Origin of the sequence: Halomonas cerina, from assembly GCF_014192215.1 — a bacterium.
Classification (GTDB): Bacteria; Pseudomonadota; Gammaproteobacteria; order Pseudomonadales; family Halomonadaceae; genus Halomonas; species Halomonas cerina.
The window spans coordinates 139,346-165,021 of the sequence record NZ_JACHXP010000002.1; the positions used below are offsets into that span (position 1 = coordinate 139,346).

A 25,676-nucleotide genomic window follows, 5' to 3' on the forward strand; every position below is an offset into this window, starting at 1 on the left:
GAGGGGTCCTATGCCAGGGATGGCATCGGTAGCGCCCAGGGAGGGGTTCACAGCGCCCCTCGCAGCCCTGTCGACGGAACAGCCTCGAGTACTTTCGGCCGCTGCTTTTCAACTCTAGGAAGCTGATATGCACGTCAAGGACAATACCTTTCTGATCACCGGTGCCGCCTCCGGGCTGGGGGCGGCCACCGCCGAGCGCCTGGTCGCCGGAGGCGGCCGGGTGGTGCTCTGCGACCTTAGCGATGCCGTCGAGACCCATGCCGGCAAGCTGGGCGAGGCCGCCCGCGCGGTGCGCGGCGATGTCACCTCGGGTGACGACATCCAGGCCGCCATCGATGCCGCCCTCGAACTCGCCGAAGGCCGTGGCCTCGCCGGGGTGGTGCACTGCGCCGGCGTGGTCAGCGTGGGCAAACTGGTCGACCGCGAGGGCAACCCGGCCGATCTCGATGCCTACTCACGCACCGTCCAGATCAACCTGGTAGGCACCTTCAACGTCATGCGCCTGGCCGCCGCCGCCATGGCGGGCAATGCTCCCGGCGAGGACGGCGAGCGCGGGGTGATCGTCAACACCGCCTCGGTGGCCGCCTTCGACGGCCAGGTGGGGCAGTGCGCCTACAGTGCCTCCAAGGCCGGGGTGGTGGGCATGAGCCTGCCGGCGGCTCGCGAGCTCTCCCGCCACGGCATCCGGGTGATGGCTATCGCCCCCGGGGTCTTCGAGACCCCGATGATGAGCGAGATCCCCGACGAGGCCGCCCAGGCCCTGGCCGCTTCCGTGCCCTTCCCCAAGCGCCTCGGCAAGCCTGCGGAGTTCGCCCTTCTGGCCGAGCAGATCGTCACCAACCCCATGCTCAACGGCGAGGTGATCCGCCTGGACGGCGGCATTCGTATGCAGTGAGGCTCTAAGCGCCCAGCGCCCAGCGCCCAGCGCCCAGCGCCCAGCGCCCAGCGCCCAGCGCCACTCCCTCCAGCCCGCCATCGGTATTTCCGGTGGCGGGCTGTTGCATGCTGACTGTGGCATCCACGCGCAGGCCATCGATGTGGGCGCCGCGCCGCAGGCGGTGGAGCGTCTGGCTGGTAGCAGCCATGCTCAAGGGTATATTCCCGGCAGGAGGGCGAAACGATGAAGACCGAAGCGTTACGGGCGCGTCAGGCACCCTTAAAGCAGAAGTACCGGGACGATCCGGACAGCGCCCTGATCACCCTGCGGGCGCAGGGGCAACTGGGCGAGAATGTCACCTGCCGCATCGAGACCGGCAGGGCACTGGTCGAGGCGGGCCTGCACCGGGCCGCCGGAGGGGAGGGACTTCTGGCCTGTTCCGGTGACATGCTGCTCGAGGCCCTGGTGGCCTGTGCCGGTGTCACCCTGGGGGCCGTGGCCACGGCGCTGGGTATCGACATCCAGGACGGTGTGATCAGGGCCGAGGGGGACCTGGACTTCCGGGGAACCCTGGCCGTGGAGAAGGAGGCGCCGGCCGGCTTCCGGGCGATCCGCCTCTATGTCGACTTGAAAACGCAGGCCAGCGAGGAGGAGCTCGACACCCTGCTGCGCCTGACCGAGCGCTACTGCGTGGTCTACCAGACGCTGCGCAACGGGACGGAAATCGGCATTACCCATAGCGTCGCGTCGCCGTGATCACGCCGGGAGCGCCGTTCCCACCTGCCTGTGACGTCGGTCGGCTGGCGCTGGCTCCTGGTCGGAGGCATGATGTTGGCCACGCCTGGCCGTGCACGCCAGGCACACAAGGAGTCTGCCATGTCCCGAACGACCCGCCTGCATGACCTCTTCCGCGTGATGCGCCACCATCCAGGCCCCTTGAACGGGCCGCACCTCGCCGAGACGCTGGGCGTCTCACTACGCACGCTGTATCAGGATATCGGCGTGCTCAAGGCGGTGGGGGTGGAGATCGAACGCACGCCCGGCGAGGGGTATGTCCTCGCCCCCGGCGTGTGGCTGCCTTCGCTGGCGTTGACCGAGGCGCAGCTCGATGCCTTGGCGCTGGGATTGACCCGCGTGCGGAACGACGCCGCCAACCCCTTGGCGACGCCGGCCGATGAGGTGCTGGAGAAGGTGGCCGAGGCCTTACCCGAGGAACTCGACCGGGGGCTGGCCAGGCTCGACCCGACGGCCGAGCCGTCTGCCAGCGAGCCCGTAGCGGCGGCCGTTCCCGATCCCAATGAGCTCATCTTCTACACCCACCCCCTGTCACGCGGCGGAATCGTCCACTGGATGCTCGAGGAGCTCGGCGTCCCCTATCGCATGGTAGTCCTCGAATACGGCACCACCATGAAGTCGCCGGAATATCTGGCCCTCAACCCCATGGGCAAGGTGCCGGCGATTCGTCACGGGGACGTGGTGGTCACCGAGGCCGCCGCCATCTGCGCCTATCTCGCCGGTGCCTTCCCCGCCGCCGGCCTGGCGCCCCCTCCCAACGCCCGAGGCGACTACTATCGCTGGCTATTCTTCGCGGCCGGTCCGCTCGAGACCGCGGTCTCGCTCAACGGCCTGCTGGGTATCCAGCCGACCGTCGAGCAGCAGGGCCGACTGGGATGTGGCGACTACGCCACGCTGCTCGATACCCTGGCCGGCGCCGTCGACGGGCGCCGCTATATCGCCGGTGAGGCCTTCAGCGCGGCGGATGTCTATGTCGGCTCCCACCTCGGCTGGGGGCTGTATTTCGGCACCATCCCCTGGCGTGCCGAGTTCGAGACCTACTGGGCGGGGCTGAGGGAGCGGCCGGCACGGTTGCGCTGCGAGGCCTTCGTCGAGCAGGCCCTGGCCCAGCAGGCCTGATGGCGAGACGCCGTATGCTCCCCTGGCTCCAGCGCCACTGGCCGCTCGCCCTGGTGGTGGTGCTGCTGCTGCTGTGGTCGCTGGCCAGCCAGGCGCTGGCCGACGCGCTGTTCCTGCCGACCTGGGTGGTGGCCACCCAGCTGATCGTGGCCGGCAGCCTGGAGGCGGCCCGGCTGCAGCGCCGGGCCTGGCTCGACCAGTACCTGTACGACGATTCACCCTGGCACCGCTGGCTGCGTGGCGGCGTTATGATGGTGCTACGACATGAACTGGTGGGAGCCCTGCTGGTGCTGGTGTTGCTGGTCAAGCTGCGCCTGCTGCCGTTCGTCGTCTGGCCGCTGCTGCTGGTGGGGGCGGTCGGCCTGGTGCTGGCGCGCCGGTGGCTGCGCCGCCGCCTGGCGCGCCACGTGATCGACGAGCGGCTGCCGGCGGTGACCCGACGCCTGCTGGTGCCCCCCGTGGCCGGCCTGCTGGCCTTGGTGCTGGTGGCTGCAGCGTTCTGGCTGCCCCAGCCCTGGCTGGTCGGCCTGGGCTGGGAGGAGGCGATCGCTCAGCACTTGTCGGGTGGCGAGGGCGACTCGCTGCTGGCCTTCTTCGAGCGGTTGGCCGGCAGCGCCGAGATCACCCAGTACTGGGCCATGCAGAACGCCGTGGAGCGGCTCGGGCTCGATGCCCCCGTGGCGCTGCTGGGCTGGCTGCTGCTGTTGCTGACCCAAGGCGCCGTCGCCTGGGCCTATGTCCGCCTGCTGGTAGGGGTCGATGCCCTGCGCAAGGAGCGACCGGCGGTAACCCGCCACCGTCAACAGGAGTCTCGGGAGCAGTCGCCATGACCGCATCGAACGCGTCGATCCACGATGCCCGCAAGCGGCGCTGCCTGCCGGGTGGCTGGCATCGCTGGGGCCTGTCGCTGCTGGTGGTTATCGCCCTGCTGTTGCTTCTCGAGGGGGGCCATCGCTGGCTGGAGGCCCGCAGCCAGGCGCCGCTGTGGCGGGTGATCGTGGCGGGTGAGCCGCTGACCCTGGATGCCGAGACCCACGCCGCCTTCTCCCGTGACCTGACCGCACTCACCACCCAGGCAGAGCAGAAGCTGGCGGCGCGCATGGCCCCGTGGGTCGACGACCGCCTCGATACGGCTTTCGCGCCACTGGAAGCCGCGGTACCGGACTACCTGGACTGGTACTTCTCGGCACCGGGCAGCTACACGCGTCTGGGCGTGGCGCTCATGGGGGATCTGGACACTTGGCTGGACGCGCAGCGCCAGGCGCGCCTGATCGCGCCGAGCGGCATCGAGGAGGGCCTCGCCGAGCTTCAGGCGGAGTACCCGCAGCGCCTGGCCGAGGCGCAGCAGGGGCTGGCCGGCGAGCTGGCCGCGTCCCTGCACGCGCGCTATGCTCCTCGCCAGGTGACAGTGGAGGAGGGCGGCAATGAATTCCAGCGGCTCGATCTGGACAGCCTGCTCGACCACGCCCTGGTCGAGGGGCTGGACAGCGCCCGCTGGGGCGGCGCCGTCGTGGGCGGTAGCGGTCTCGGCCTGGTGGCCGGCCGAGCCCTGACCCGGCGTCTGGGCAGCCGGGCCGCGATGCAGGGCGGCCGGATGGCCCTGCGCAGCCTGGCCGCCCGTCTGGGCGCGGGCACCGCCCGCTCGCTGGCCACCGGCGGCGCCGCCGCGGCGGTCACCGCGCCCACCGGCCCGGGGGCAGTGGTGGCGGGCACGCTGACCACCGCCGTGACCCTGGCCGGCATCGTCGGCAGCGAAGTGGCCCTGCTCAAGCTGCAGGAGACGCGTCACCGGCCGGCCATGGAAGACCAGCTTCGTCAGGAATTCGAGCGCACCCGGGCCGAGCTGGCCGATACGCTCTCGGCCTCCACCGCCGCCGCGGCCCGGGCCATGCAGGCCTCCCTGGTTCGTCAGGCCAAGCATCACGAGACAGGCGAGTACCGGATCCTCGGCCGGCGGGGCGAGTAGGGCGCCTCACAGGTCGTGCAGGCGGCGGTGCAATGCGTGCACCTTCTCGGCCAACTCCGGCACCGGCCCCTCGACGACCGCCCCCGGCACCACCTCCTGGATCGGCAGCGGGCGCACCCGCGGCGGGCCGACGCCCATCTCCTCAAGCCACGCCACCAACTGCGCGGACGAACTGGCATAGACGATGCGCCCCAGCCCCACCCAGCCATGGGCCGCTGCACACATCGGGCAGTGCTCGCCGGAGGTATAGACCGTGGCCCGTGCTCGTTCCTCCGGCGTCAGGTGCTCCGCCGCCCAGCGGGCAAGGAAGAACTCCGGATGCTGGGTGGCATCGCCGCTGGCCACATGGTTGTGATCCTCCGCCAGCACCTCGCCCTTGCCGCTCACCAGCACCGAGCCGAACGGCTCGTCGCCGACCTCCAGCGCCTGCTCGGCCAGCGCCACGCAGCGCGTCAGGTGCTGCCTGTCGATCTCGTCGATCATCGTCTTTTCCTCCCGGGTCGGATGGCTGTACTGATCATGATCCGGCCGGGCGGCGCTCAGGGCAACGTTTGATGGGCATGATGCCTCTCACTGGCGATACTAAGAAAAATGAAATAGGGTGATGAGGTATCTACGAATCAAGGCGTCCTGGAGGCTCGGGCACAGGCAACAGGGGGCACAAGGATGGCGCCATCATGTGGCTGAACCAACAAATGTCTCAATCAGGTTGCGCAATAACCCTGTGCCTTGGTGCTTGTGTGGTCGGGGTCGGGAACGCAGATTTTTCTGCGAGATCAATATCCGATAACGACCGAGGCTGTGTGAAAACGCACCGGCCGCTATACTTTGCCAAGGTCCGCTGAGGAAATGGCGATGAAGCGATTCGTGGTAGGAGAGGCCCGAGATCAAAGCACGTTATTCCCCGCGCTTTTGGACGATTTCATCGCAGACGATAACCCGGTCCGTGCCATTGAGGCGTTTGTGGAGGGCCTCGATCTCAGAGAGCTTGGTTTCAAGGGTGTCGATCCGCATGCGACAGGTAGGCCCGCCTATCATCCCGCTGTACTCCTGAAGCTCTACATCTACGGCTACCTCAATCGCATCCAGTCGAGTCGCCGCCTGGAGCGCGAGACGCAGCGTAATGTCGAGCTGATGTGGCTGACGGAGCGCCTGACACCGGATTTCAAGACGATCGCGGACTTCCGAAAGGACAATGGCGAGGCCATCCGCCGTGTCTGTCGAGAGTTCATCGTGCTTTGCCAGCGATTGGAGCTGTTCTCCCAAGCCATCGTGGCCATCGATGGCAGCAAGTTCAAAGCGGTCAACAACCGCAACCGAAACTTCACCGCGACCAAGATGAAGCGTCGCCTTGAACAGATCGAAGAAAGCTTCAACCGATACCTTGGTCAGCTTGATGCTGCCGACCGAGATGAGCCTGCTCTGGCCGAGGCCAAAACAGCGCACCTGAAGGAAAAAATCACGAAGCTCCGGGAAGAAACTGCACGATTACAAGCAGTTGAGGAAGAGAGGCTGAAATCTCCCGATCAGCAAGTGTCCTTGACGGATCCGGATGCCAGGGCGATGGCCACCAGCGGCAGAGGTACCGGAAATGTGGGTTACAACGTACAGACTGCAGTGGATAGCCAGCACCATTTGATTGTGGCCCATGAGGTGACCAACGTCGGGCATGACCGAGGGCAGCTCTCTAATATGGCCAAGCAAGCGCGGGAGGCCACTGGCATCAAGGAGCTAAAGGTCGTGGCTGACAGAGGCTATTTCAAGGGCGAGGAGATTCTGGCCTGTCACAAGGAAGGGATCACTACCTATCTCCCCAAGCCGCTGACATCGCCAAGCCAGGCAAAGGGCTTTTTCCCAAGAGACGCATTTCGGTATCTCCCTGAAAGAAATGAATATTCCTGCCCCGCTGGACAGCAGCTGACATGGCGGTATGAAACGATAGATAAAGGAATGAAGCTGCATGCTTACTGGAGTTCGGCATGTGCAACCTGCGCCATGAAAGAAAAATGCACGACTGGTAAGCAACGACGGATCAAGCGCTGGGAGCATGAAGATGTGCTTGAAGCCGCACAGTCACGCCTCGATTGGAATCCAGAGATGATGCGCCTAAGACGACAAACGGTGGAGCATCCCTTTGGCACGCTGAAGGCTTGGATGGGGGCGACACACTTCGCGACAAAGCGGCTCACAAATGTGAGCACGGAAATGAGTCTTCATGTGTTGGCGTACAACATGAAGCGTGTCATAAAGATCTTGGGAGTCAATGGTTTGATGAGGGCTTCGAGGGCGTAACAGCCCTTTTTCCCATGTTGTCAAGGCCCATAAGGGTGAGATATGTGCTTTCTGATGGTTTCATGATTTCCAGATCTCACTACAGCATCAGTCGGCAATCATCCAAGCAATGGCTTGTGTGGGCTCAACAGGAAGCTGAGGGAGAAGATTCTTGAGTCAGACCAGATTTTTTCTGTTTTGACACGGCCAGGACCCTGAGCTGCCGTGCCGGCAAAGGCAGCATGTTCGTTCATCGGTGTTATGTGGCTGAAAGCCTGATGTAGGAGACCACCGTGGCAGTTGAATTCGGCAAAATTAAAGATGATTTTATAGAGTTGGAAGCGTTTGTATTGAACGATCTGGAGATCATCACGAATTCCACGAAGGGCGGAAACTACGCAGCTGCACTTCTTATTACAGCTGCTTGTGAGGCGCTAGGAACACTACGGTATGGGAGGAAAGACGGGGGTCAAGAGTTTTTCGAAAATTACTTGCTCCCCGAACCATGGCGAGCGGTTTCCAAATCAATTTATGATGCCTTGAGAAATGGTTTAGCCCATTCTTTCTCAACTAAAGCTGTAGTAAATGCGTCGGAGAAACCGATAGAGTTGGGTGTTTCATGGAGCAAGGAAAAACACCTCAGCTACGATTCGGGCTGCTCTGTGTTGTTTCTTAATATTCAACAGCTGGCAAATGACTTGCGTAGTGCATTTGATCGGTACCAATCTGAGCTACAACAGAGACCCGAATTGCGCGATACATTTTATAGGTGGAGAGAAAAACAGCGTATCTATCAAGTACAGAACAAAAACGAAAAAGGAAAGTGGAATGCACTGCTCAAGCAAACAGCCACATAACACGTCACTCAGCCTGACTCGCTACGTCGGCGCTTCTCGCCTCGTAGCTCGCAGTTTAGCTCTGCGTTATATCAACTCTCGCTGAAGGACTGCTCCTGGCCGATACCGGCCGATGTGATCAGCGCCTTACACGGGTCTTCGGCATCGATATCGAAACCTGCCTGGCCTGCAGCCGGGCCATACGGATCATCGCGTGTATCGAAGATCCAAGGTGATCGAGAAGACCCTCCTCGAAGCGAAAGCTTCCAAGTTGAAAGCTTCCCGGTTGCCGCCCCGTGCGGATTGTTCGACTGAGCGGGATAACGCAACGGCGATCACCCGGGGCTTCGACCCCAGCGCGCGGCCACGGTGGCAACTGGCTTGGTGGGCAGGGCACGCAGAAAAACCTGCTCGCGAAACTATGGCTACACTGACATAGGAAAGCGTCAGGGTTCATGGATAGAGGGCAGAGCGTGCGTGCGCTGCAGGGTAGCGAGGGACAAAATCCTGGTAACGGTCCCCGCAGCTCGAGCGCAGGGTCGTCTATCCGGTCTACCGCGGACCGAGAACCTTCGGGTTCGCCGGAACCGCCTAGGAGTCTTTTGCCTTCGCTATCGCTGCCGACGGGCGGCGGTGCCATCCGGGGCATCGGCGAGAAGTTTCAGGCCAACGTCGCCACAGGCACGGGCTCGCTGACGGTGCCCATCGCGACCTCGCCCGGGCGCGGCGGTTTCGATGTCGCGCTGTCTTTGGGCTACGACTCGGGTGCAGGCAATGGTCCGTTCGGCGTTGGCTGGTCGCTCTCGATGCCGCAGTTCACCCGCAAGACCGACAAGGGGCTGCCGCGCTACGACGATGGAACGGAGTCGGACGTCTTCATTCTGTCCGGCGCCGAGGACCTGGTGCCCAAGCGCGTTCTGAGTGGCTCAGGCACTCTGCTGGACTTCGATGACCGCACTGAGGGCACGACGCCCTATCGGGTACAACGCTACCATCCGCGAATCGAGGGGCTGTTTGCTCGCATCGAGCGCTGGACCGATCGCGACACCGGCGAGATGCACTGGCGGGCGACCACCAAGGACAACGTTACCAGCATCTACGGCAAGGACCCGCAGGCGCGCCTTGCCGATCCGGAAGACTCCCGACACGTATTCTCGTGGCTCTTGCAGGAGACGCGAGACGACCACGGCAACATCGCCCGCTACCACTACAAAGCCGAAGATGGTGCTGGCGTCGAGGTGAGCCGCACCAGTGAGCAGAACCGTTTCGAGGTTGCGCCAAGCGGCACGCGGACCTTTCGCTCCACAGCCCAGCGGTACCTGAAGCGCGTCGAGTATGGCAATCACAAGCCGGATGACGACACCGCATTCTTCTTCGAGGTCGTCTTCGACTACGGCGAGCACGACGTGCAGCGACCGACGCCGCAAGAAGCAAAGCCCTGGCCAGTGCGCCTCGATCCGTTCTCGTCCTATCGCGCCGGTTTCGAGGTCCGCTCCTATCGACTGTGCCAGCGCGTGCTGATGTTTCATCGCTTCCCGGAGCTCGGCCCGGCGCCGCAGCTCGTGCGCTCGACGGATTTCGGTTACCGCGATACGCCCATCCTTACGTACCTGGCGAAGGTCACCCACGCTGGCCACAAGCCGGATGGCCAAGGTGGGTACACGAGCAAGGAGCTTCCAACCCTCGAGTGTGGCTACATTCTGCCCGACATTCACGACAGGCTTGAGATCCTCGATCGAGACAGTCTCGAGGGCATTCCGGCGGGCATCGCCGGCCAGAGCCAGTGGGTCGATCTCGATGGTGAAGGACTTCCGGGCGTTCTCACCGCCACTGAAGGCGCCTGGTTCTACAAAGAGAACCTCGGTGGTGGCAGCCTCGGCCCACCCCGTCGGCAACAGACGCTGCCCGCCCCTGCCGAGCTCGCAGTGGGCACCCATCAGCTCACCGACCTGGCCGGCGACGGCAAGCTCGATCTGCTCCAATACAGCCCGCCGCTGGCCGGCTACTTCGAGCGCGTCTCACCGCGCAAGGGAGAACCAGGAGACTGGCGGCCGTTTGTGCCGCTGCGCGATCTGCCGAACATCGACTGGAGTGACCCCAACCTGCGCTTCGTGGATCTCGATGGCGACGGCCACCCCGACGTGCTCATCACCGAGCACGAGGTCTTCGTCTGGTACCGCTCGCGCGCCAAGGAGGGCTTCGAGCCTGCCACCCGCACCCGCAAGCCCATCGACGAGAACAGCGGCCCGGCGCTGGTCTTCGCCGACGGCACTGAGACCATTCATCTGGCCGACATGAGCGGCGATGGCCTCTCGGACCTCGTCAGGGTGAGAAGCGGCGAAATCTGCTACTGGCCCAACCTCGGCTACGGCCGCTTCGGGCGCAAGGTCTCCATGGGCCAGAGCCCTCGTTTCGATGCACCGGATCAGTTCGATCCGCGTCGCATTCGCTTCGCGGACATCGATGGCTCGGGCACGACTGACCTCGTCTACCTCGGTCGGCGCGAAGTGACCGCTCACCTGAACCAGTCAGGGAACAGCTTCGCCGAAGCGGTGCCGATTCGTTCGGTGCCGCCGACCGATACCATCGCCAATGTCACCGTGGTCGATCTGCTCGGCCAGGGCACCGCGTGCCTGGTGTGGTCCTCGGCCTTGCCCGCGGACCTAGACCGGCCCCTTGCCTACATCGACTTGATGGGCGGCAGAAAGCCCCACCTTCTCGAGCGCATCGACAACAACCTCGGCGGTGAGACGCGCATTCTCTACACGCCGTCGACCAAGTTCTACCTCGAAGACAAGAAGGCGGGCACGCCGTGGCCCACGCGCTTGCCGTTCCCGGTGCAGGTCATCGAGCGCATCGAGACCTATGACCACATCGCCAAATCCAGGCTGGTCACCAGCTACCGCTACCACCACGGTTTCTTCGACGGCCACGAGCGCGAGTTTCGCGGCTTTGCGTTTGTAGAGACTCTCGATGCCGAGTCGTTTTCCGGTGACAAGGGTAGTGGCCTGTTTCCGGCGGCGCTCGATGCCACACCGGATGAGCTCAGGTTGCCACCGGTCTTGACGAAGACCTGGTTTCACACGGGTGCCTGGCTTGACCGCGAACATCTCGAGCTGGAGCTTGCCAAGGAGTACTATGCGGGCGACCCGCAGGCGCCACCGATACTGCGCGACACGATTCTGCCGCAGGGGCTTTCAGTCCGCGAAGAACGAGAGGCAGTTGGGGCTCTTCGCGGCCAGACGTTGCGGCAAGAGGTGTACGCCCTCGACGACACACCCGAGAGTGTTCATCCCAACACCGTCAGCGAGCAGAACTACGAGACGCGCCTTCTCCAGCATGCCGAAGCTGAAGTCTATGCCGTCTTGTTCGTGCATCCGCGCGAGACGCTCACCCTGCACTACGAGCGCAATCCCGCCGACCCCCGCGTCCAGCAGGAACTCGTGCTCGAAGTCGATGACTTCGGCAACGTGACCCAGTCGGCGGCCATCGCCTATCCGCGCCGGCAGCCCCTGGAGCCCGAGCAGGCAAAGCTGTGGGCGTTGCTCTCTGACGCTACGTTTGCCAACGAGCCCAATGTGCAGGGCGTCTACAGGCTGGGGGTTCCGGTCGAAACGGCGGCCAGTGAGCTCACCGGGCTCCAGGTGCCAGCTTCAGGCCTACTATCGCTTGATGATGTGCGCACTGCGGTGGGGGCCGCGACGGACATTCCGTATGAGACTCTCGGCGTCGGCAACATCGTCGAGCGCCGAACCGTCGAGCGCCAGCGAATCTTCTACAACACCGACGACCTCTCGGCCGCGTTGCCGCTCGGCCAGATCGGCGAGCGGGCACTACCGCACGAGACCAAGACGGTTGCTTTTACGCCGGGTCTTCTCGCGCAAGCCTACGGCAATCGCATCGACGCTGGCATCATTCAAAACGAAGGACGCTACGTTAATGAGGATGGCCTCTGGTGAGTGCCATCGGGCCGGGTCGTCTATGACCCTCAGTGCTTCTTTCAGGCCACCCGGGCCGTCGATCCCTTCGGCAATCAGTCCATCCTTCGGTACGACGCGCATTGCCTGCTCGTTCTTGAGACCGAAGACGCCGTCGGCAATCGCGTGACTGCGGGCGAGCGTGACCTGACTGTCGCAGGCGAACCCATCAAAGCCGGAGACAACGACTATCGGGTGCTCGCGCCTGTGCTCGTGAGCGACGCAAACGCCAACCGGACGGCGGTGGAGTTCGACGAGCTCGGCATGGTTGTCAAGACCGCAGTCATGGGCAAGGAGGGCGCGGGCCAAGGCGATACGCTGGCAGATCCCACTGTCGAGATCACCTACGACCTACTCCGCTACCAGAACACCAAGGGCGGCCAGAGCCCGCTGCCGTCCTTCGTCGCGACCAAAGCCAAAGAAGAGCACGGCGCACAGAACATCAAGTTCCAGCGGTCATTCACCTACTCCGATGGGGCCGGCCGTGAGGTGATGACCAAGGTCCATGCCGAACCCGGGGACGCCCTCGTGCGCGACCCGAACACTGGAGCCTTCGTGCCAACGCCGGTCGATCCGCGCTGGGTTGGGACGGGGCGCACGGTGTTCGACAACAAGGGCAATCCCATCAAGCAATACGAGCCGTTCTTCTCGGCGACGTCCGAGTACGAAGACGAGGCCGAGCTGGTCGAATCCGGGGTGACGCCAATCCTGCGCTACGATCCGCTCGGGCGGCTCATCCGCACCGACAATCCCGATGGCACCCATGTCAAGGTCGAGTTCGATGCCTGGGAGCAGCGTTCGTTCGACGAGAACGATACCGTGTTCGGCACGCCCTGGTTGGCAGAGCGGCAAGCCGGAACAGCCGCCGAGCAGCGGGCGGCCACGCAGTCGCTTAAACACCAGAACACCCCCACCGTCGCGCACTCCGACGCTCTCGGGCGGCCATTTCTGACGGTTGCCGATGACGGCGCGCGCAGGCTCGAAACGCGCGCTGAGCTCGACATCGAGGGCAACACCTTGGCGATCACGGATGCCCGCGGCATCGAGACCTTACGCCAGACCTTCGATGTCTTGGGCCGCGCGATCTTCAGCACGAGTCCCGATGCGGGTGAGCTGCGCATGTTCCCCGATGTCGCCAACAAGCCTGCGCGTTCCTTCACCGCACGCGGACATGTGATTCGCCACGGCTATGATGCCCTTCAGCGGCCGACGCATATGTTTGTGCGCGAGCTGGGTGCTGGCGGTGGCGAAACGCTCGTGCAGCGTACCGCCTACGGGGAAGAGCACGCGCAGGCTCGCGACCTGAACCTGCGTGGCGAGGCGCATCTCATCTATGACGGTGCTGGGGTCGTTAAAAGCGTCGAGTTCGATTTCAAGGGGAACCTCATCGAGAGCGCGCGCAAGCTGGCTACCGAGTACAAACAGGCGCCGGACTGGTCAGCGCTTAATGCGCTCACCAACCCGGCCGCTGTGGAGGCGGCCGCGGGCGGCCGCCTGGAAGCCGAGACTTTCACAAGCACGGCAACGTTCGATGCCCTCGATCGCGTCACCTCGCAGACGACGCCCGACGGCAGCATCACCTTGCCAACCTACAATGAAGCGGGACTGCTCGAAACGCTGAGCGTGCGCGTCCGTGGTGCGCAAGGGGCGACGTCATTTCTCGACAACGTCGACTACAACGCACGCGGCCAACGCATCAAGGTCAAGCACGGGAATGGAACGGTCTGTACTTATCGCTACGACGAGCAGACCTTTCGCTTGTCGCACCAGAAGCTTCAACGCTCCAGCGACAATCAGGTCTTGCAGGACCTCGCTTACACCTACGAAGCAGCCGGCAACATCGTTCAGATCACCGATGGCGTATCGTTCACGAGCGTGCAGAACCTCGGCAATCCTGGATTGATACGCGGGGACGGCTTCTACGAGTACGACGGCATCTACCAGCTGACGAAAGCCGAAGGACGCGAGCATCCCGGCCAGCAGCCAACCCACGCCGACCCCATGCGCCTGCGTGTCGACCACCCCAATGACATGCAAGCGCTCCAGCATTATCGCGAAGAGTACCGTTTCGACGAGGTCGGCAACATCCTCGAAATGAAGCACCGGCCGCGGCAGGGTCCTGGCGGCTGGACTCGGCATTACGACTACGCCACCACCAGCAATCGCCTCCTCGGCACCAACATCCCGGGCGATGCGCCCGGACAGTTCTCCGGCAAGTACACCCACGACGCCGCCGGCAACATGGTGACCATGCCGCACTTGCCGCTCATGGTGTGGGACTATGCGAACCGGCTGCAAACCACTGCGCAGCAGGTGGTGAACAGCGGCATGCCCCAGACGACGTACTACACTTACGACGCAACCGGAGAGCGCGTGCGTAAGGTCACCGAACACTCTGCACCTGAAGGCCAGGCGCCGCGCAAGAAGCAAGAGCGAATCTACGTCGGCTCCGAGGTCTTTCGCAAATACGAAGCCAACGGCACCACCGTCGAGCTTGGTCGCGAAACGCTGCATGTGATGGACGACGAGCACCGAGTCGTACTCGTCGAAACCAAGACGGTTGATACGAGTGTTCCCGCCGCCACGTTCCAGGTGACGTCACGCCAACGCTACCAGGTGTCGAACCACCTGGGGTCCTCATCCATGGAGCTGGACGGGACAGCCCAAGTCATCAGCTACGAGGAGTACTTCCCATTCGGCGGGACCTCGCTGCACGCCGCGCACTCTGCAACCGAGGTCAGTGCCAAGCGGTATCGATATACGGGCAAGGAGCGCGACGACGAAACCTGCCTCTATTACCACGGCGCGCGGTACTACGCGGCGTGGCTCGGACGGTGGACGAGTGCCGATCCCGCGGGACTTGTCGATGGGACGAACTTGTTTCGGTACAGCCGGAACAATCCGGTTGGCTTGCTCGATCCGGCGGGAACTCAAGCTGTCAGAGGTAGGCTCGTGGATGCTGCGGAACTGGGTCTTCCACCGGTGGAAGGGCTGCAACTACCTACAGTGCGGGATCCTGAAGTAGGGGTTACTGACCTTGATGTCCGCAAATCGCGGCCGAGCACTCTATCGACAGTTCGGGGTTCGAACCGCTACGTGGATAACCGGCTCGTATACGTGGACCCTCGCGGCGATCAATGGACGCTTACCGTTGACTCTCTCGTATTCAGCTACGCCGACGGCTCAACGCTCGAGGTTCCATGGTCTGAAATCAACTTTGGGTCTAGCCCCCGTTCAACGTCGTTTGAGCAAGAGGGTGGGATTATCTTTCCAACCGACTCGTCCGGCAGGCGTACGTTCGACGCTGAAAACACGCCCAATATTGTGAATGCGGCGGTTCGAGTTCAGGACCAGGTCAGACTTCTCAAGGCCCAACGCCTCGAGTTGGCTTGGCTTACGTATACATTCGCCGGAGCGGTAGCGGGCCTCGGTGGCGTAGGAAGCACCGCGCGGGCTCCGGGTGTAGCCCCGCCGAGTCGGTGGAGTCGAAGTTCGCCCGCTCGCCAGAGCGGCGGAGGAGGACAGTCAGGCCCTGGTAGCCCGGATTTCAAAGCCCCCAGGGGAACCGGCAAGAACCCGATACCGGCGTGGGAACTTGTTCGATTCGAAACTCCCAACAACTCGCGGTACATACCTGCTCCGGTTCGCCGAAGCATCGACAACTTTATGAATTCTCCTTTGATAAGGCGGGAATTGGCCAAGTGGGGAATCACCAGTCCAATAAGGCGTGGAAGTGGGCCTGGTAGCTATCAGATCGGGCATGATCCCGGCCGACCGTATGCAGCGACGCCCAAGGGAACGCCGACCAAAGTCTTCGGGCAGCTTTGGGAGTCAAACAACGCCGGTGCGGCGGCAGCCAAGGCGACAAAGGCATCATGGAAAAAGCTAGGCATTCCAGTAAGGGAGCAGTGAGGTGCTTCGCGGTAGTCTGATGAGACATACGCTAGCGCTAGACCTGTGGGGCGCGCCTCCCGACAGCGGACAAATGAGAACAACGGTGGTCCTGCGATGAACGAAGTCACCTTCCCCCTCCGAATCCGCATGCGACGCGACACCGTCGCCGATCTCCACGCTGTGCTCATCAAGCTCGGCCACAATATCAAGCAAACCGAACGCGTCGCCCAGCATTTCGGCGCAAGCACGCGGGACGCTGTGCGCGAGTTCCAGAAGACGCACGGTCTTCAGACCTTGGGCGAAGTCGACGAGGCCACGGCGAAAAAGCTTAACGAGCTGATCGGTGCCACGCCCACCGACGAGCCCAAGATCTACCGCGTTTCTGGCCGAGTGCTCAGGGCCGACGGCGCGCCGGTGAAGGACGCGCAGCTCAAGTTCTTCCACCAGGGCATCATCAAGACAATGCCGCTTGACCGCCAGAGCTCCGCGAAAACCGACGCGAACGGCAACTTCGCTTTCGAGTACCCGCAGCCGAAAGACCCGATCGACCTCGGTATCGAACTCGTCGTTGACGCGCACCGAGGCATCGAGAAGACCCGGCCACGGATCATCGGCAACGCGGGGCCCGACGAACGCGTCACCTTTGTCGTCGGCGACGAGGTTTTCCGGGGAGCGTCCACCTTTGAGCGAATCGAGAAAACCGTCGAGACCGCTCTCGCCTCCGAGGGCGTCAAGACGCCTGAGATCGTCGGCTTCGATCAAGAAACCCTGGCGCGCCTGTCGCTCAGGAGCGGCATCACACCGCGCGAGCTGGTCCTGCTTCGGCAGGCGTACGCGGTTGCCAAGGATACGGGACTCGATGCCGCCATCATCCACGGCATCGGCAAGCACCACATCAGCATTGGGAGCACGGCCGCCCTTCTCGTCCAGGACCCGGCGAAACGCCGCGCCGCGGTGAAAGCCGCGCTGGCCGCCAACGACATCCCCGCGCGGCGGGAGAAGGACGCCGCCAAGGCGCTCGATAAGCTCGACGAGCTTTCTGTCGCCGAGGCCCTCACCAATCCGGCGGCTCCCGATATCACGTCGGTGGGCACGGTTCTCGAGGCCGCGCGCATCTCCAAGGCGAAGCGAGCAAAGCTCGCCGATCGCTACATCAAGCACACGGGTACACCGGAGGAGTTCTGGAAGGCGGTGCGCACCGGTGGCGATTTGACCAACGCGGAGATAAAACGCGTTCAGTTCGAGGTGCAGCTTGCGGTTGCCACCCAGAATCACGCGCTGCTGAACGCAGCACTCAAATCCAAGGGCGTAGCCAAGGTCGAGGACCTCGCGACGTTCGACAAACAGGGCTTGCTCGACCTCATCAAGGGAACCGGCGGCAATGCCGGTGCCGAACTCCCTGCGGATCTCAAAGCAGCGGGCACCACCGAAGAAGAATACGCGGAACTCATCTTCCGCGTCATAGAGGATGCTCTGCCCACCGAGATGGTCGCGCATCGCGTTGCCAACTTCCCTGACGGAGACCGCATCGGGGCATTCCTCGCAAGCAACCCGAGCTACAACCTTCGCGCCACGTCGGTCCACACGTACCTGGCCGCTAACCCCAACGCACTGAGCTTCACCGCCAACCCGGCCGAAGCCAAAGCCGTTGCCACGGTGATGAAGAAGCTCGAGCGCGCCTATCGCATCGCCCCGCCGGGCGAGCGCATCGCGACCATGGAGAAGTTGCTGGCCGATGGGCTCGACTCGGCCACCAAGGTACGAGCCCTGGGGCGAGCTGCGTTCATGCGCACCTACGAGCAGAAACTCGGCAGTCGCGCGGCCGCGGAACGGGTGTTCCGGCGAGCGAACAATGCTTCGGCGCTGGCCACGGTCGTCGCCACCCGCTACGCGCCGGCGTTCAACGCGACGCCCATGTACGCGTTGCCCAACGCGTCTTTGCCGGCGTTCGCCGACTTTTTCGGCAGCCCAGACTTCTGCTCCTGCGGGCACTGCCAATCGGTATACAGTCCCGCGGCGTACCTGGTCGACACGCTGAACTGGCTTGATGGTCGCCCGTCCACGGCGCCCAACAAGTCGGCGCTCAACATCCTATTCGACGACCGACGCGCCGATATCGGCGGCATAGAGCTATCCTGCACGAACACCAACACCCCCTTGCCGTACATCGATCTGGTCAACGAGACGCTGGAGCTTCAGATCGCACCGCCGCAGGGCACCGTCAATTATCAGACCACCGGGACTGCTGCAGACTTGCGGGCTCACCCCGAGCACCTGCGTCGGGAGGCGTACCAGCTCCTGGCTGGCGCGGAAGCAAACACCGCGGGCAGGGAGGCGGTCTACCCGTTCAACTTGCCGTTCGATCTGTGGCTCGAGGAGGCGCGCGTGTACCTGGGGCATCTCGGCATGCCGCGCTACCGCGTCATGGAGGCACTCCAGGGCGCCGAGGCTGCCCGGGGCGGCGAGGGTGTCGCCATCGAGACCCTCGGCATGTCGCCCCGCGAGTGGGATGTCATTGCTGGCCAGTCGCAGCCAGCGCCCACGCCAGCGGAATTCTGGGGGCTTGTTGGCGATGCCAACTTCGCCACGACGCTCTCGAATGTCTCGCGCTTCCTCGCCCAGGCCGCCCCGTCGTTTACCGAGCACGGCATGGCGTTTTCCGAGCTCGCTGACTTGCTCCGCACTGACTTCGTACAGAAGCAGGGGCCGCTCAAGGTCACGTTCAACAAGTCGACCTGTGATACCGAGGACGCGACGCTGGGCGGCGTGACGCAGACGCACTTGGGCGTCATGCACCGCTTCATCCGCCTGCAGCGGCGCCTGGGCTGGTCGGCGTTGGATCAGGATCGGGCCATCTCGGTCCTCGGTGGCGGAACGCTTGACGAAGCCTGTCTCAAGAAGGTCGTCCAAGCGGTGCGCCTCGCGACCGATCTGAAGCGTCCGGTCTCCGAGCTCCTGACCTGGTGGGGTCCTCTCGACACGCGCCGCTGGCGGATTCGTCTCACCGAGCAGCTCAAGGACGGTGGCTTCGAGCTGACGTTCGACAATCAGCTCACGCCACACCCCGAGCGCAACGAGGACGGCTCTCCCTACGACTGGCGTTTCTTGGATCCGTCGCTCGAGGTCAACCCTGCCAGCACCTTCGAAATCAATAGCAACGGTGACGAGCTCAAAGCCCCTATTGCGCAGGGGCTCGCGGGCCAGCTCACACCCATTGCCGCCGCGCTCGGGGCGACGGCCGAAGAGCTCACAGAACTCTTGCCGCTCCTCGGTGCGCAGCCAGCGGACCTGAATCTTGCGAACCTGTCCGCGCTCTCTCGCCACGTTTCCCTGGCCCGCGCGCTGAACCTGACCGCACGCGAGCTGGTCGCGGCGCTGGCGCTGACGGGCATCGATCCGTTCGATGCCACCAAGCCAGAGGGCGCGCTGGCGTTTGTCGACGGAGTTCATTTCATCCGCGAATCCGGCTTCTCCATCGACGAGCTCAACTACCTGTTGCGTCACGTCGACACCAAACCGGCAACGCTGGAACCCGACGACACCGACATTGGTCTCTTGCTGTTCGAGCTCGGGTCCGCGCTTCGCGCCGCCGAAGCCGGAATTCCTCTGCCCGAAGCGGCACCGATACCGGTACCTTCAGGTGAACCAGCCTTTGTCGGCTCCGACGACGAGATTCGCCAGGCGCTCGCAGATGCGCTCGGTGTCGTGCTCGAAGCGGAAGTTGCAGACGAGGCGCTCGACATCATCGATGTCGACTTGCAGCCAACCCCTGCCGTACCCAATCCGACTCCAGAGGCGGGTGCCGCGCAGTTCATCGATGCCAACTTGTCGCTGGTCCTGGTCGCCGCGGATGCCAAAGCCAAACTCGCGGGAGTCGACCCGGCGCTGCTTCGGGTCCGGCGGCAGCGGCTCGAATACACCCTCGTGGCTGTCGTCGATCATCTGCGTCAAGCAGCCAAGGCCGCGGCTGTCATCGAGCGCCTGTCGTCGGCCGTGGGTATTGAACAATCCGTGTGTGCACCGCTCTTGCGCGATCATCTGTCGGATCCCGGTGGGAGCGGAGCGTCGCTGCTAGAAGTGTTCTCCGACGTCGCTGTCCTGGAGTACGACGAGACCGAAGACGACACGGACGAGCCGATACTGCCCGCGCCTGCAGATCTTCAGGGTCAGTTTGCCGCGTACAAGCTGATTCACAAGACCGCCCTGATTCTCGGCCGGCTACGGATCAACAAGACCGAACTCGACTGGGTACTCGACCAGGGGCCGGCACAGGCTTTGCCATCTCTCAACCTGAATACGCTCCCCGTCGACGTGATCTCGCCATCGGCGTCGTACGGCGACTGGGTCCGCCTGCGGCGCGCGGTCACGTTGCGAGACCAGTTTTCCCCGCGACAACTCTTTGACCTTTTCCAAGAGGCTGCCGAGGCCGAATCCGACGGCACGCCGGCCGCGATCGCAGCTGCGCATCGGCGCTTGCTGGACGAGCTCGAACGCCGAAGTCGCTGGGCCCGCGGTGACCTGGAGGCCCTGGTGGGCGCCGCGCCAGATGGCGGCGTGCTCGGCTTCGTCTATCCGGGCGACTGGAAGGGGATCGCGCCTTTGATTCGAGTCGCTGAGGTCATGGATGTGGTGCGGCGCGTCGGCTTGTCTGCGGAGACCATTTGGGACTGGCGTGAGATTGCGCTGCCCGCGGACGGCACGTCGGGCGCACTCCAGACCGCCGTCGAGGAGCACGAGCGCCAAGCCACAGAGATCAAGCAGGCGGTTCGCGCACACCACAACGATCAGCAGTGGTACGAGATTGCCCCTACTCTGCGCGACCCGCTTCGTGAACGGCAGCGCGACGCGCTCGTGGCTTGGCTCATCGGCAACGACGATCGGTTCGCAGACACCGCGGCGTTGTTCGATCACCTGTTGCTCGACGTCGAGATGAGCGCCTGCCAGCTCACGTCGCGGATCAAGCAAGCAATCAGCTCGACGCAGCTCTTCGTGCAGCATCTTCTTCTTGGGCTCGAAGTCGACAGGAGTACGCCGCCCGTACCGCTAGTGGAGTTCTCTGAGGACGACGCGGACGAGTGGTCTTGGCGCAAGAACTACCGGGTGTGGGAAGCTAATCGAAAGGTTTTCCTGTACCCGGAGAACTACCTCGAGCCCGAGCTTCGCGACAACAAGACGCCGTTCTTCGTCGAGCTGGAAAACGAGCTCCTGCAAAACGAGGTCACCGCTGAATCCGCCGAGACCGCGGTTCGGCATTACCTCGAGAAACTCGACGAGGTCGCGCGGCTCGAGATCGTTGGCTTGTGCGAACAGAAGGGCGAGGGCCCTGACGTCCTCCACGTCTTCGGTCGCACGCGGGGTACCCCACCGAACTACTACTACCGAACGCGCGTGGACAAGCACCGCTGGACGCCCTGGGAGAAAGTCGAGGCGGGGATCGAAGGGGACCACTTGGTCCCGGTGGTCTTCAACCGACGGCTGTACCTCTTCTGGGCGATGATTTCCGAGGCGGCGTTGGAGGAGGAGAGCGAGATCCCCGCCCTGGACGGTCCACCTCAGACCAAAGGTGCTCCGCAGCGCTACTACCAGATTCGCCTGGCGTGGAGTCAGCACACGGACGACGGATGGGCAGCCAAGAAAATCGCGACGTCGTACATCGGTCAGGATCTGACCGGGTTCCTGTTTAATTTTGGGCTCTCGGCTGACATCCGCAAGGACCCGGAATCGACACAGCATGAGTTCTTCCTTACTTCACGCGCCGTGAAAACGCCGGCGGGGAGCCCGGCTGGCGAAGACTTGATCATCCAGCCGATTCGGTACCGACCTGGGAAGCGTGAGCAGAGACTCTCGATGGCCAGGAAACGAGGTGATGGTTCCAGAATCCAGGATGACTGCGGCTTTATCGAATTTCCTCCTGGCAGCGGTGGTGGTGTCGAATTCCCTCCTGGCGGTGGTGGAGTTCTTGATCCAGGCGATACGGACGACAGCGGCTACTACTGGCTGCCCCGTTTTCGAATGAGCGGTTGCGACGGCACAGTCAGCCTGGAATCGTCGGATGGAAAGGCGTCTATCGCTAAGCCCTCTGAAACGATCGTTCGTAACCAGACCTTTGCTCGTTTTGCTCCGCTGTCAAGTAGCGGATCGCTGGATTTTCCGGCAGCTCACGGCACCACGTCTGGTTTTGCGCCGGAACTCGCACTGACAAGTGCCAAGGTCCCATTCGAGGTCGTTCCCCTGCGGATGGACGACTTCCGCAGCTCTCACCCTTTTTTCTACCAGGACCAGCGACGGACTTTCTTCATCGAACCGCGAAGCTTCTTTCCCTGGATTCCACAGCCCCCGTCGTGGGTGGTCGCTGATAAGATGGCCCTCGAACCCGCGAAAATGCTGGGTGGTCGGGGCGACAGACCGTTGCCTCCAGAACTGGACCCCTGGGAGTTCGACGCCGAAGCCGCCGTTAATGCGCCAGCAGCGGTAATTGCCCGGCGAGAACGAGGAAGCCCGACTGGGCATGGCCTCGCAGCCCGTGCGGGTGACGCCTTGGCAGCCAGTCTGGGCTCTCGGGTCGCTTTCATATCTAACATCGCCACTGGGGGCAGGCCGACGCGAACTGCGCTTGGCATGGGCGCAAGCATCGTCAACGGAAACGGTGTGGTTATCGGAGATATATGCCCTGGTGCTCCCGCAGTGGCCGCTCGCGGGCTACCACGAACAATGATTAACGCCACTTACGTGATGCCCGATGTTGCCGTCGCCAACGTCGTCAGCGCGCCCATGCTCACGTTTTTTCAGGGCACTATCTATCGGTTTGATGCCTTCTACCACCCGTATGTATGCATGATGCGACGCGAGCTGAATCGCTTCGGCCTTGGCGGGCTTTTCGAGGCTTCACCAAATGGCCCCGCTCCGGGACTCGTTCGGCAAGAGCAAGAAGACCCGTTCTTCAACAACTACGGCCCCACCGACGCGGTCCGGCAGCCGCGACCCCTCGACAACTTCGACTTTTCGGCTGGCGGCGCGTACTCCATCTACAATTGGGAGGTCTTCTTCCACGTCCCGTTCCGCATCGCCTGCCAGCTCAACCAGAATCAGCGCTTCGCCGAGGCACAGAAGTGGTTCCACTACATCTTCGATCCCACCGAGTCTGTCGGGGCGGCGCCGCAACGATTCTGGCGAGTGAAGCCGCTCGCAGCGTTGTTCAACGGCGAGAACGACGAGAGCGGCCCGATCGCCGAGCTCCTGCTGCTTCTTCAATACGATGGTTCGGATCCCGACAAGCTCCGGATGCGCGATGAGCTGGTCGAGGAGGTCGCCACCATGCGGGCGAATCCTTTCAGCCCACACGCGCAAGCTCGACTCCGGCATGCCGTTTACGCGCGTGCGGTCGTCCTCAAGTACATCGACAACCTGATCGAGTGGGGTGACCAGCTCTTCCGCCGCGACACGATGGAGTCGATCAACGAAGCGACCCAGCTCTACATTCTCGCCGGGCAACTTCTCGGCCGGCGCCCGCGCCGGGTCGAGCGCGAGGAACGGAAACCGAGGATTCTCGATCAGAACGGGCAACCGGTGTCGATGACCTTCGACACGCTGCGCACGGCGGGAATCGACGAGTTCGGTAACGCGCTACTCGAAGATATCGAGGGCATGCTCCCGGAGACGACCGAGACCGAGGGCGATGTCTACGAGGACGACGTCGCGCTGCTCGGAACGCTGTTCTTCTGCGTCCCGCCCAACGAAAAACTCCTGGCCGACTACTGGGGCCGGGGTGCCGATCGGTTGTTCAAGATCCGCCACTGCATGAACATCGAAGGCGTCGTCCGCCAGCTTCCACTGTTCGAGCCCCCGATCGATCCGGCCTTGCTCGTGCGCGCCAAGGCCGCCGGCGTCGACCTGGCGAGCGTGCTGTCGGACGTGAGCGCGCCGCTTCCCTGCTACCGCTATCAAGTGCTCTCGCAAAAGGCCACCGAACTGTGCGCCGATGTCCGTGGTCTCGGGCAGGCGCTCCTTTCTGCGCTGGAGAAGAAGGACGCCGAGGAACTCGCCCTGTTGCGGGCCGGGCACCAGGTGAAGCTCGAAGATGCGCTGCTCGACGTGCGCAAGAAGCAGGTGGACGAAGCACGCGAGGCGCTCGAGGCTTTGCGGCGCAGCAAGGAGAGCGCGGAGATTCGGCGCGACTACTACCGGAGCCGGCCATACATGAACGCGGCCGAGGCTATTCAGTTCACGCTGTCCTCGGCGGCAGCTGTGCTTGATACGGCCGCAGTCGTCGCTAGCGCGCTGGGGACCAGTATCGGTGCAACTCCTGATATTACTTCTGGCGCCGCTGGATTTGGTGGTTCTCCCGTGGCGACGCTCACTGTCGGTGGAATACAAGGGTACCGGTCCACCGACTCCCTGGTCTCTCAATTGCAGACCGCAGCTGGCTTGTCGGATCGAGGTGCTCAGATTGCCGGACTCATCGGAGGCTACGAGCGTCGCGACGACGATTGGCAGCACCAAGGCGTCCTTGCCGACAAGGACGTCGAGGCGTTGGAGCGCCAGATCGTGGGGGCGGAGGTTGGTGTCGCCATTGCCGAGAAGGAACTGTCCAATCTCGAGCTACAGCTCGAACAGTCCAAGGAGACCGCGGCGTTCCTCCGAGACAAGTACACCAACGTTCAGCTCTACCAATGGATGGTCGGACAGCTCTCTTCGCTCCACTTTCAGGCCTACCAACTCGCCTACGACCTCGCGAAGCGAGCCGAGCGCGCTTGGCAGTTCGAACTTGCCACACCTGACAAGACCTTCATCCAATTCGGCTACTGGGACAGCCTCAAGAAAGGTCTTCTGGCTGGCGATCGGCTGCACCACGATCTCAAACGCATGGACGTTGCCTACCTCAACGAAAACAAGCGCGAGCGGGAGATCGTTCAGCATGTGTCGATTCGCGACCTGGACCCCGAAGCGCTCCTGCACCTCAAGCGCGATGGCGTCTGCCACATCGAGATCCCGGAGGACCAGTTCGACCTGGTGACCCCCGGTCACTACATGCGGCGCATCAAGACCGTCGCGCTCAGCCTGCCTTCTGTGACTGGTCCATACTCGTCGGTGCCGTGCACGGTCACGCTCGAGAGCGGCAGCATCCGGACGTCCCCTGACCCGAACAATCCAACGTTCCGCGACGATCTTGTCGACATCCAGTCGATCGTGACCAGTCAGGCGCAGGAGGACAGCGGCCTGTTCGAGACGAGCCTGCGCGACGATAGGTACCTTCCCTTCGAGGGCGCAGGGGCCATCGACAGCAAATGGCGCCTGGAGCTGCCAAAGAAGTTCCGGCAGTTCGACTACGACACCATTTCCGACGCGATTCTTCATATTCGCTATACTGCGCGCGATGGCGGAGTCCCGTTACGCGAGGCCGCCGAGCAACGGGTGGCGGCATCCGTTTCCAACACGCCCCGGTTGCATCTTGTGAGCGCCCGAACCGACTTCCCGGATGCTTGGGCCAAGTTCCTCGCTCCGCCAGATACCCAAAACGACCAAACACTCTCACTGGCCATAGAGAAACGGCTGTTCCTGTTCCCCTGGCAAGGCTCGCAGATCAAGATCGCGGGGTTCGAGCTGTTCCTCGTTATCGACAACATCGCCGGGTACGCTGGCGGCAGCGACGTCAAGCTCGATGTCGGCGCCCCAGACAACACATCTAAGACAACTACGCTTTCGAGCGATGCCGGCGAGTTCGGCGGTTTGCCCCACGACGGTGCCCCGTTTGGTGGAACGAAGAACCTCGGCGATTGGACGGTCACGTTCAAAGAAGCCGCCAACATCGGCGCTGCCGCGAGCGTGGTGTCCGTCACCAACGGACATCATCGGCTGAACCCCAACGATGTGCGCGATCTTCTGATCGTGTTTCGCTATACGGTGAGCTGAGAAGTGAGCTGTAGTATTGGACGTTTCCGCGG

Annotated in this window: 12 protein-coding genes; 10 read left to right on the plus strand and 2 right to left on the minus strand. The window is 63.2% G+C overall.

Going from position 1 to position 25,676, the window contains the following annotated elements; all coding sequences use genetic code 11:
• Positions 1 to 127: 127 nt before the first annotated feature.
• Positions 128 to 895, plus strand: coding sequence for an SDR family NAD(P)-dependent oxidoreductase (locus tag FHR94_RS02620; RefSeq protein WP_183324061.1), 768 nt, complete (start codon positions 128 to 130; stop codon positions 893 to 895).
• A gap of 4 nt (positions 896 to 899) precedes the next feature.
• Here FHR94_RS02620 and FHR94_RS02625 read toward each other — a convergent pair whose 3' ends face one another.
• Positions 900 to 1,091 carry a hypothetical protein gene (locus tag FHR94_RS02625; protein WP_183324062.1) on the minus strand — a complete coding sequence of 64 codons (192 nt, stop codon included), beginning with the start codon at positions 1,089 to 1,091 and terminating at the stop codon, positions 900 to 902.
• A gap of 29 nt (positions 1,092 to 1,120) precedes the next feature.
• On the opposite strand from FHR94_RS02625, the gene FHR94_RS02630 reads away from it, so the two are divergent.
• From FHR94_RS02630 to FHR94_RS02645, 4 genes are all read left to right on the plus strand, one after another.
• The gene (locus FHR94_RS02630; RefSeq protein ID WP_183324063.1) at positions 1,121 to 1,633 is read left to right on the plus strand and encodes an OsmC family protein; all 513 of its coding nucleotides are present in this window, start codon (positions 1,121 to 1,123) and stop codon (positions 1,631 to 1,633) included.
• A gap of 120 nt (positions 1,634 to 1,753) precedes the next feature.
• A complete protein-coding gene (locus FHR94_RS02635) occupies positions 1,754 to 2,791 on the plus strand; it encodes a glutathione S-transferase N-terminal domain-containing protein (RefSeq protein ID WP_183324064.1) in 1,038 nt (345 codons plus the stop codon).
• A gap of 14 nt (positions 2,792 to 2,805) precedes the next feature.
• Complete coding sequence (locus FHR94_RS02640; protein ID WP_183324065.1) at positions 2,806 to 3,621, plus strand: hypothetical protein; 816 nt, start codon at positions 2,806 to 2,808, stop codon at positions 3,619 to 3,621.
• Positions 3,618 to 4,757 carry a hypothetical protein gene (locus FHR94_RS02645; protein WP_183324066.1) on the plus strand — a complete coding sequence of 380 codons (1,140 nt, stop codon included), beginning with the start codon at positions 3,618 to 3,620 and terminating at the stop codon, positions 4,755 to 4,757. The genes FHR94_RS02640 and FHR94_RS02645 overlap by 4 nt, the downstream gene beginning before the upstream one ends.
• A 6-nt stretch (positions 4,758 to 4,763) precedes the next feature.
• On the opposite strand, the gene FHR94_RS02650 is transcribed toward FHR94_RS02645, so the two are convergent.
• Entirely contained in the window at positions 4,764 to 5,240 is a 477-nt protein-coding gene (locus tag FHR94_RS02650) for a nucleoside deaminase (RefSeq protein ID WP_183324067.1), read from the minus strand.
• A 372-nt stretch (positions 5,241 to 5,612) separates the two neighbouring features.
• Here FHR94_RS02650 and FHR94_RS02655 point away from each other — a divergent pair, with 372 nt between their 5' ends.
• From FHR94_RS02655 to FHR94_RS02680, 5 genes are all read left to right on the plus strand, one after another.
• Positions 5,613 to 7,049 (plus strand): IS1182 family transposase, encoded by a 1,437-nt coding sequence (locus FHR94_RS02655; RefSeq protein ID WP_183324068.1) that lies wholly within the window; start codon positions 5,613 to 5,615, stop codon positions 7,047 to 7,049.
• A 272-nt stretch (positions 7,050 to 7,321) separates the two neighbouring features.
• Positions 7,322 to 7,885, plus strand: a complete 564-nt coding sequence (locus FHR94_RS02660; protein ID WP_183324069.1) for a hypothetical protein — start codon at positions 7,322 to 7,324, stop codon at positions 7,883 to 7,885.
• 581 nt (positions 7,886 to 8,466) lie between these two features.
• The gene (locus tag FHR94_RS02670) at positions 8,467 to 11,823 is read left to right on the plus strand and encodes a SpvB/TcaC N-terminal domain-containing protein (protein WP_183324070.1); all 3,357 of its coding nucleotides are present in this window, start codon (positions 8,467 to 8,469) and stop codon (positions 11,821 to 11,823) included.
• Entirely contained in the window at positions 11,824 to 15,753 is a 3,930-nt protein-coding gene (locus tag FHR94_RS02675; RefSeq protein ID WP_183324071.1) for an RHS repeat-associated core domain-containing protein, read from the plus strand.
• Positions 15,754 to 15,849: 96 nt separating this feature from the next.
• Positions 15,850 to 25,644, plus strand: coding sequence for a Tc toxin subunit A-related protein (locus FHR94_RS02680; RefSeq protein WP_183324072.1), 9,795 nt, complete (start codon positions 15,850 to 15,852; stop codon positions 25,642 to 25,644).
• Positions 25,645 to 25,676 lie beyond the last annotated feature (32 nt).

What these genes read in the sequence shown, in the direction of transcription:
- FHR94_RS02620 (WP_183324061.1), top strand. Translation starts at nt 128, where the DNA reads ATGCACGTCAAGGACAATACCTTTCTGATCACCGGTGCCGCCTCCGGG.
- FHR94_RS02630 (WP_183324063.1), top strand. Translation starts at nt 1,121, where the DNA reads ATGAAGACCGAAGCGTTACGGGCGCGTCAGGCACCCTTAAAGCAGAAG.
- FHR94_RS02635 (WP_183324064.1), top strand. Translation starts at nt 1,754, where the DNA reads ATGTCCCGAACGACCCGCCTGCATGACCTCTTCCGCGTGATGCGCCAC.
- FHR94_RS02640 (WP_183324065.1), top strand. Translation starts at nt 2,806, where the DNA reads ATGCTCCCCTGGCTCCAGCGCCACTGGCCGCTCGCCCTGGTGGTGGTG.
- FHR94_RS02645 (WP_183324066.1), top strand. Translation starts at nt 3,618, where the DNA reads ATGACCGCATCGAACGCGTCGATCCACGATGCCCGCAAGCGGCGCTGC.
- FHR94_RS02650 (WP_183324067.1), bottom strand. Translation starts at nt 5,240, where the DNA reads ATGATCGACGAGATCGACAGGCAGCACCTGACGCGCTGCGTGGCGCTG.
- FHR94_RS02655 (WP_183324068.1), top strand. Translation starts at nt 5,613, where the DNA reads ATGAAGCGATTCGTGGTAGGAGAGGCCCGAGATCAAAGCACGTTATTC.
- FHR94_RS02680 (WP_183324072.1), top strand. Translation starts at nt 15,850, where the DNA reads ATGAACGAAGTCACCTTCCCCCTCCGAATCCGCATGCGACGCGACACC.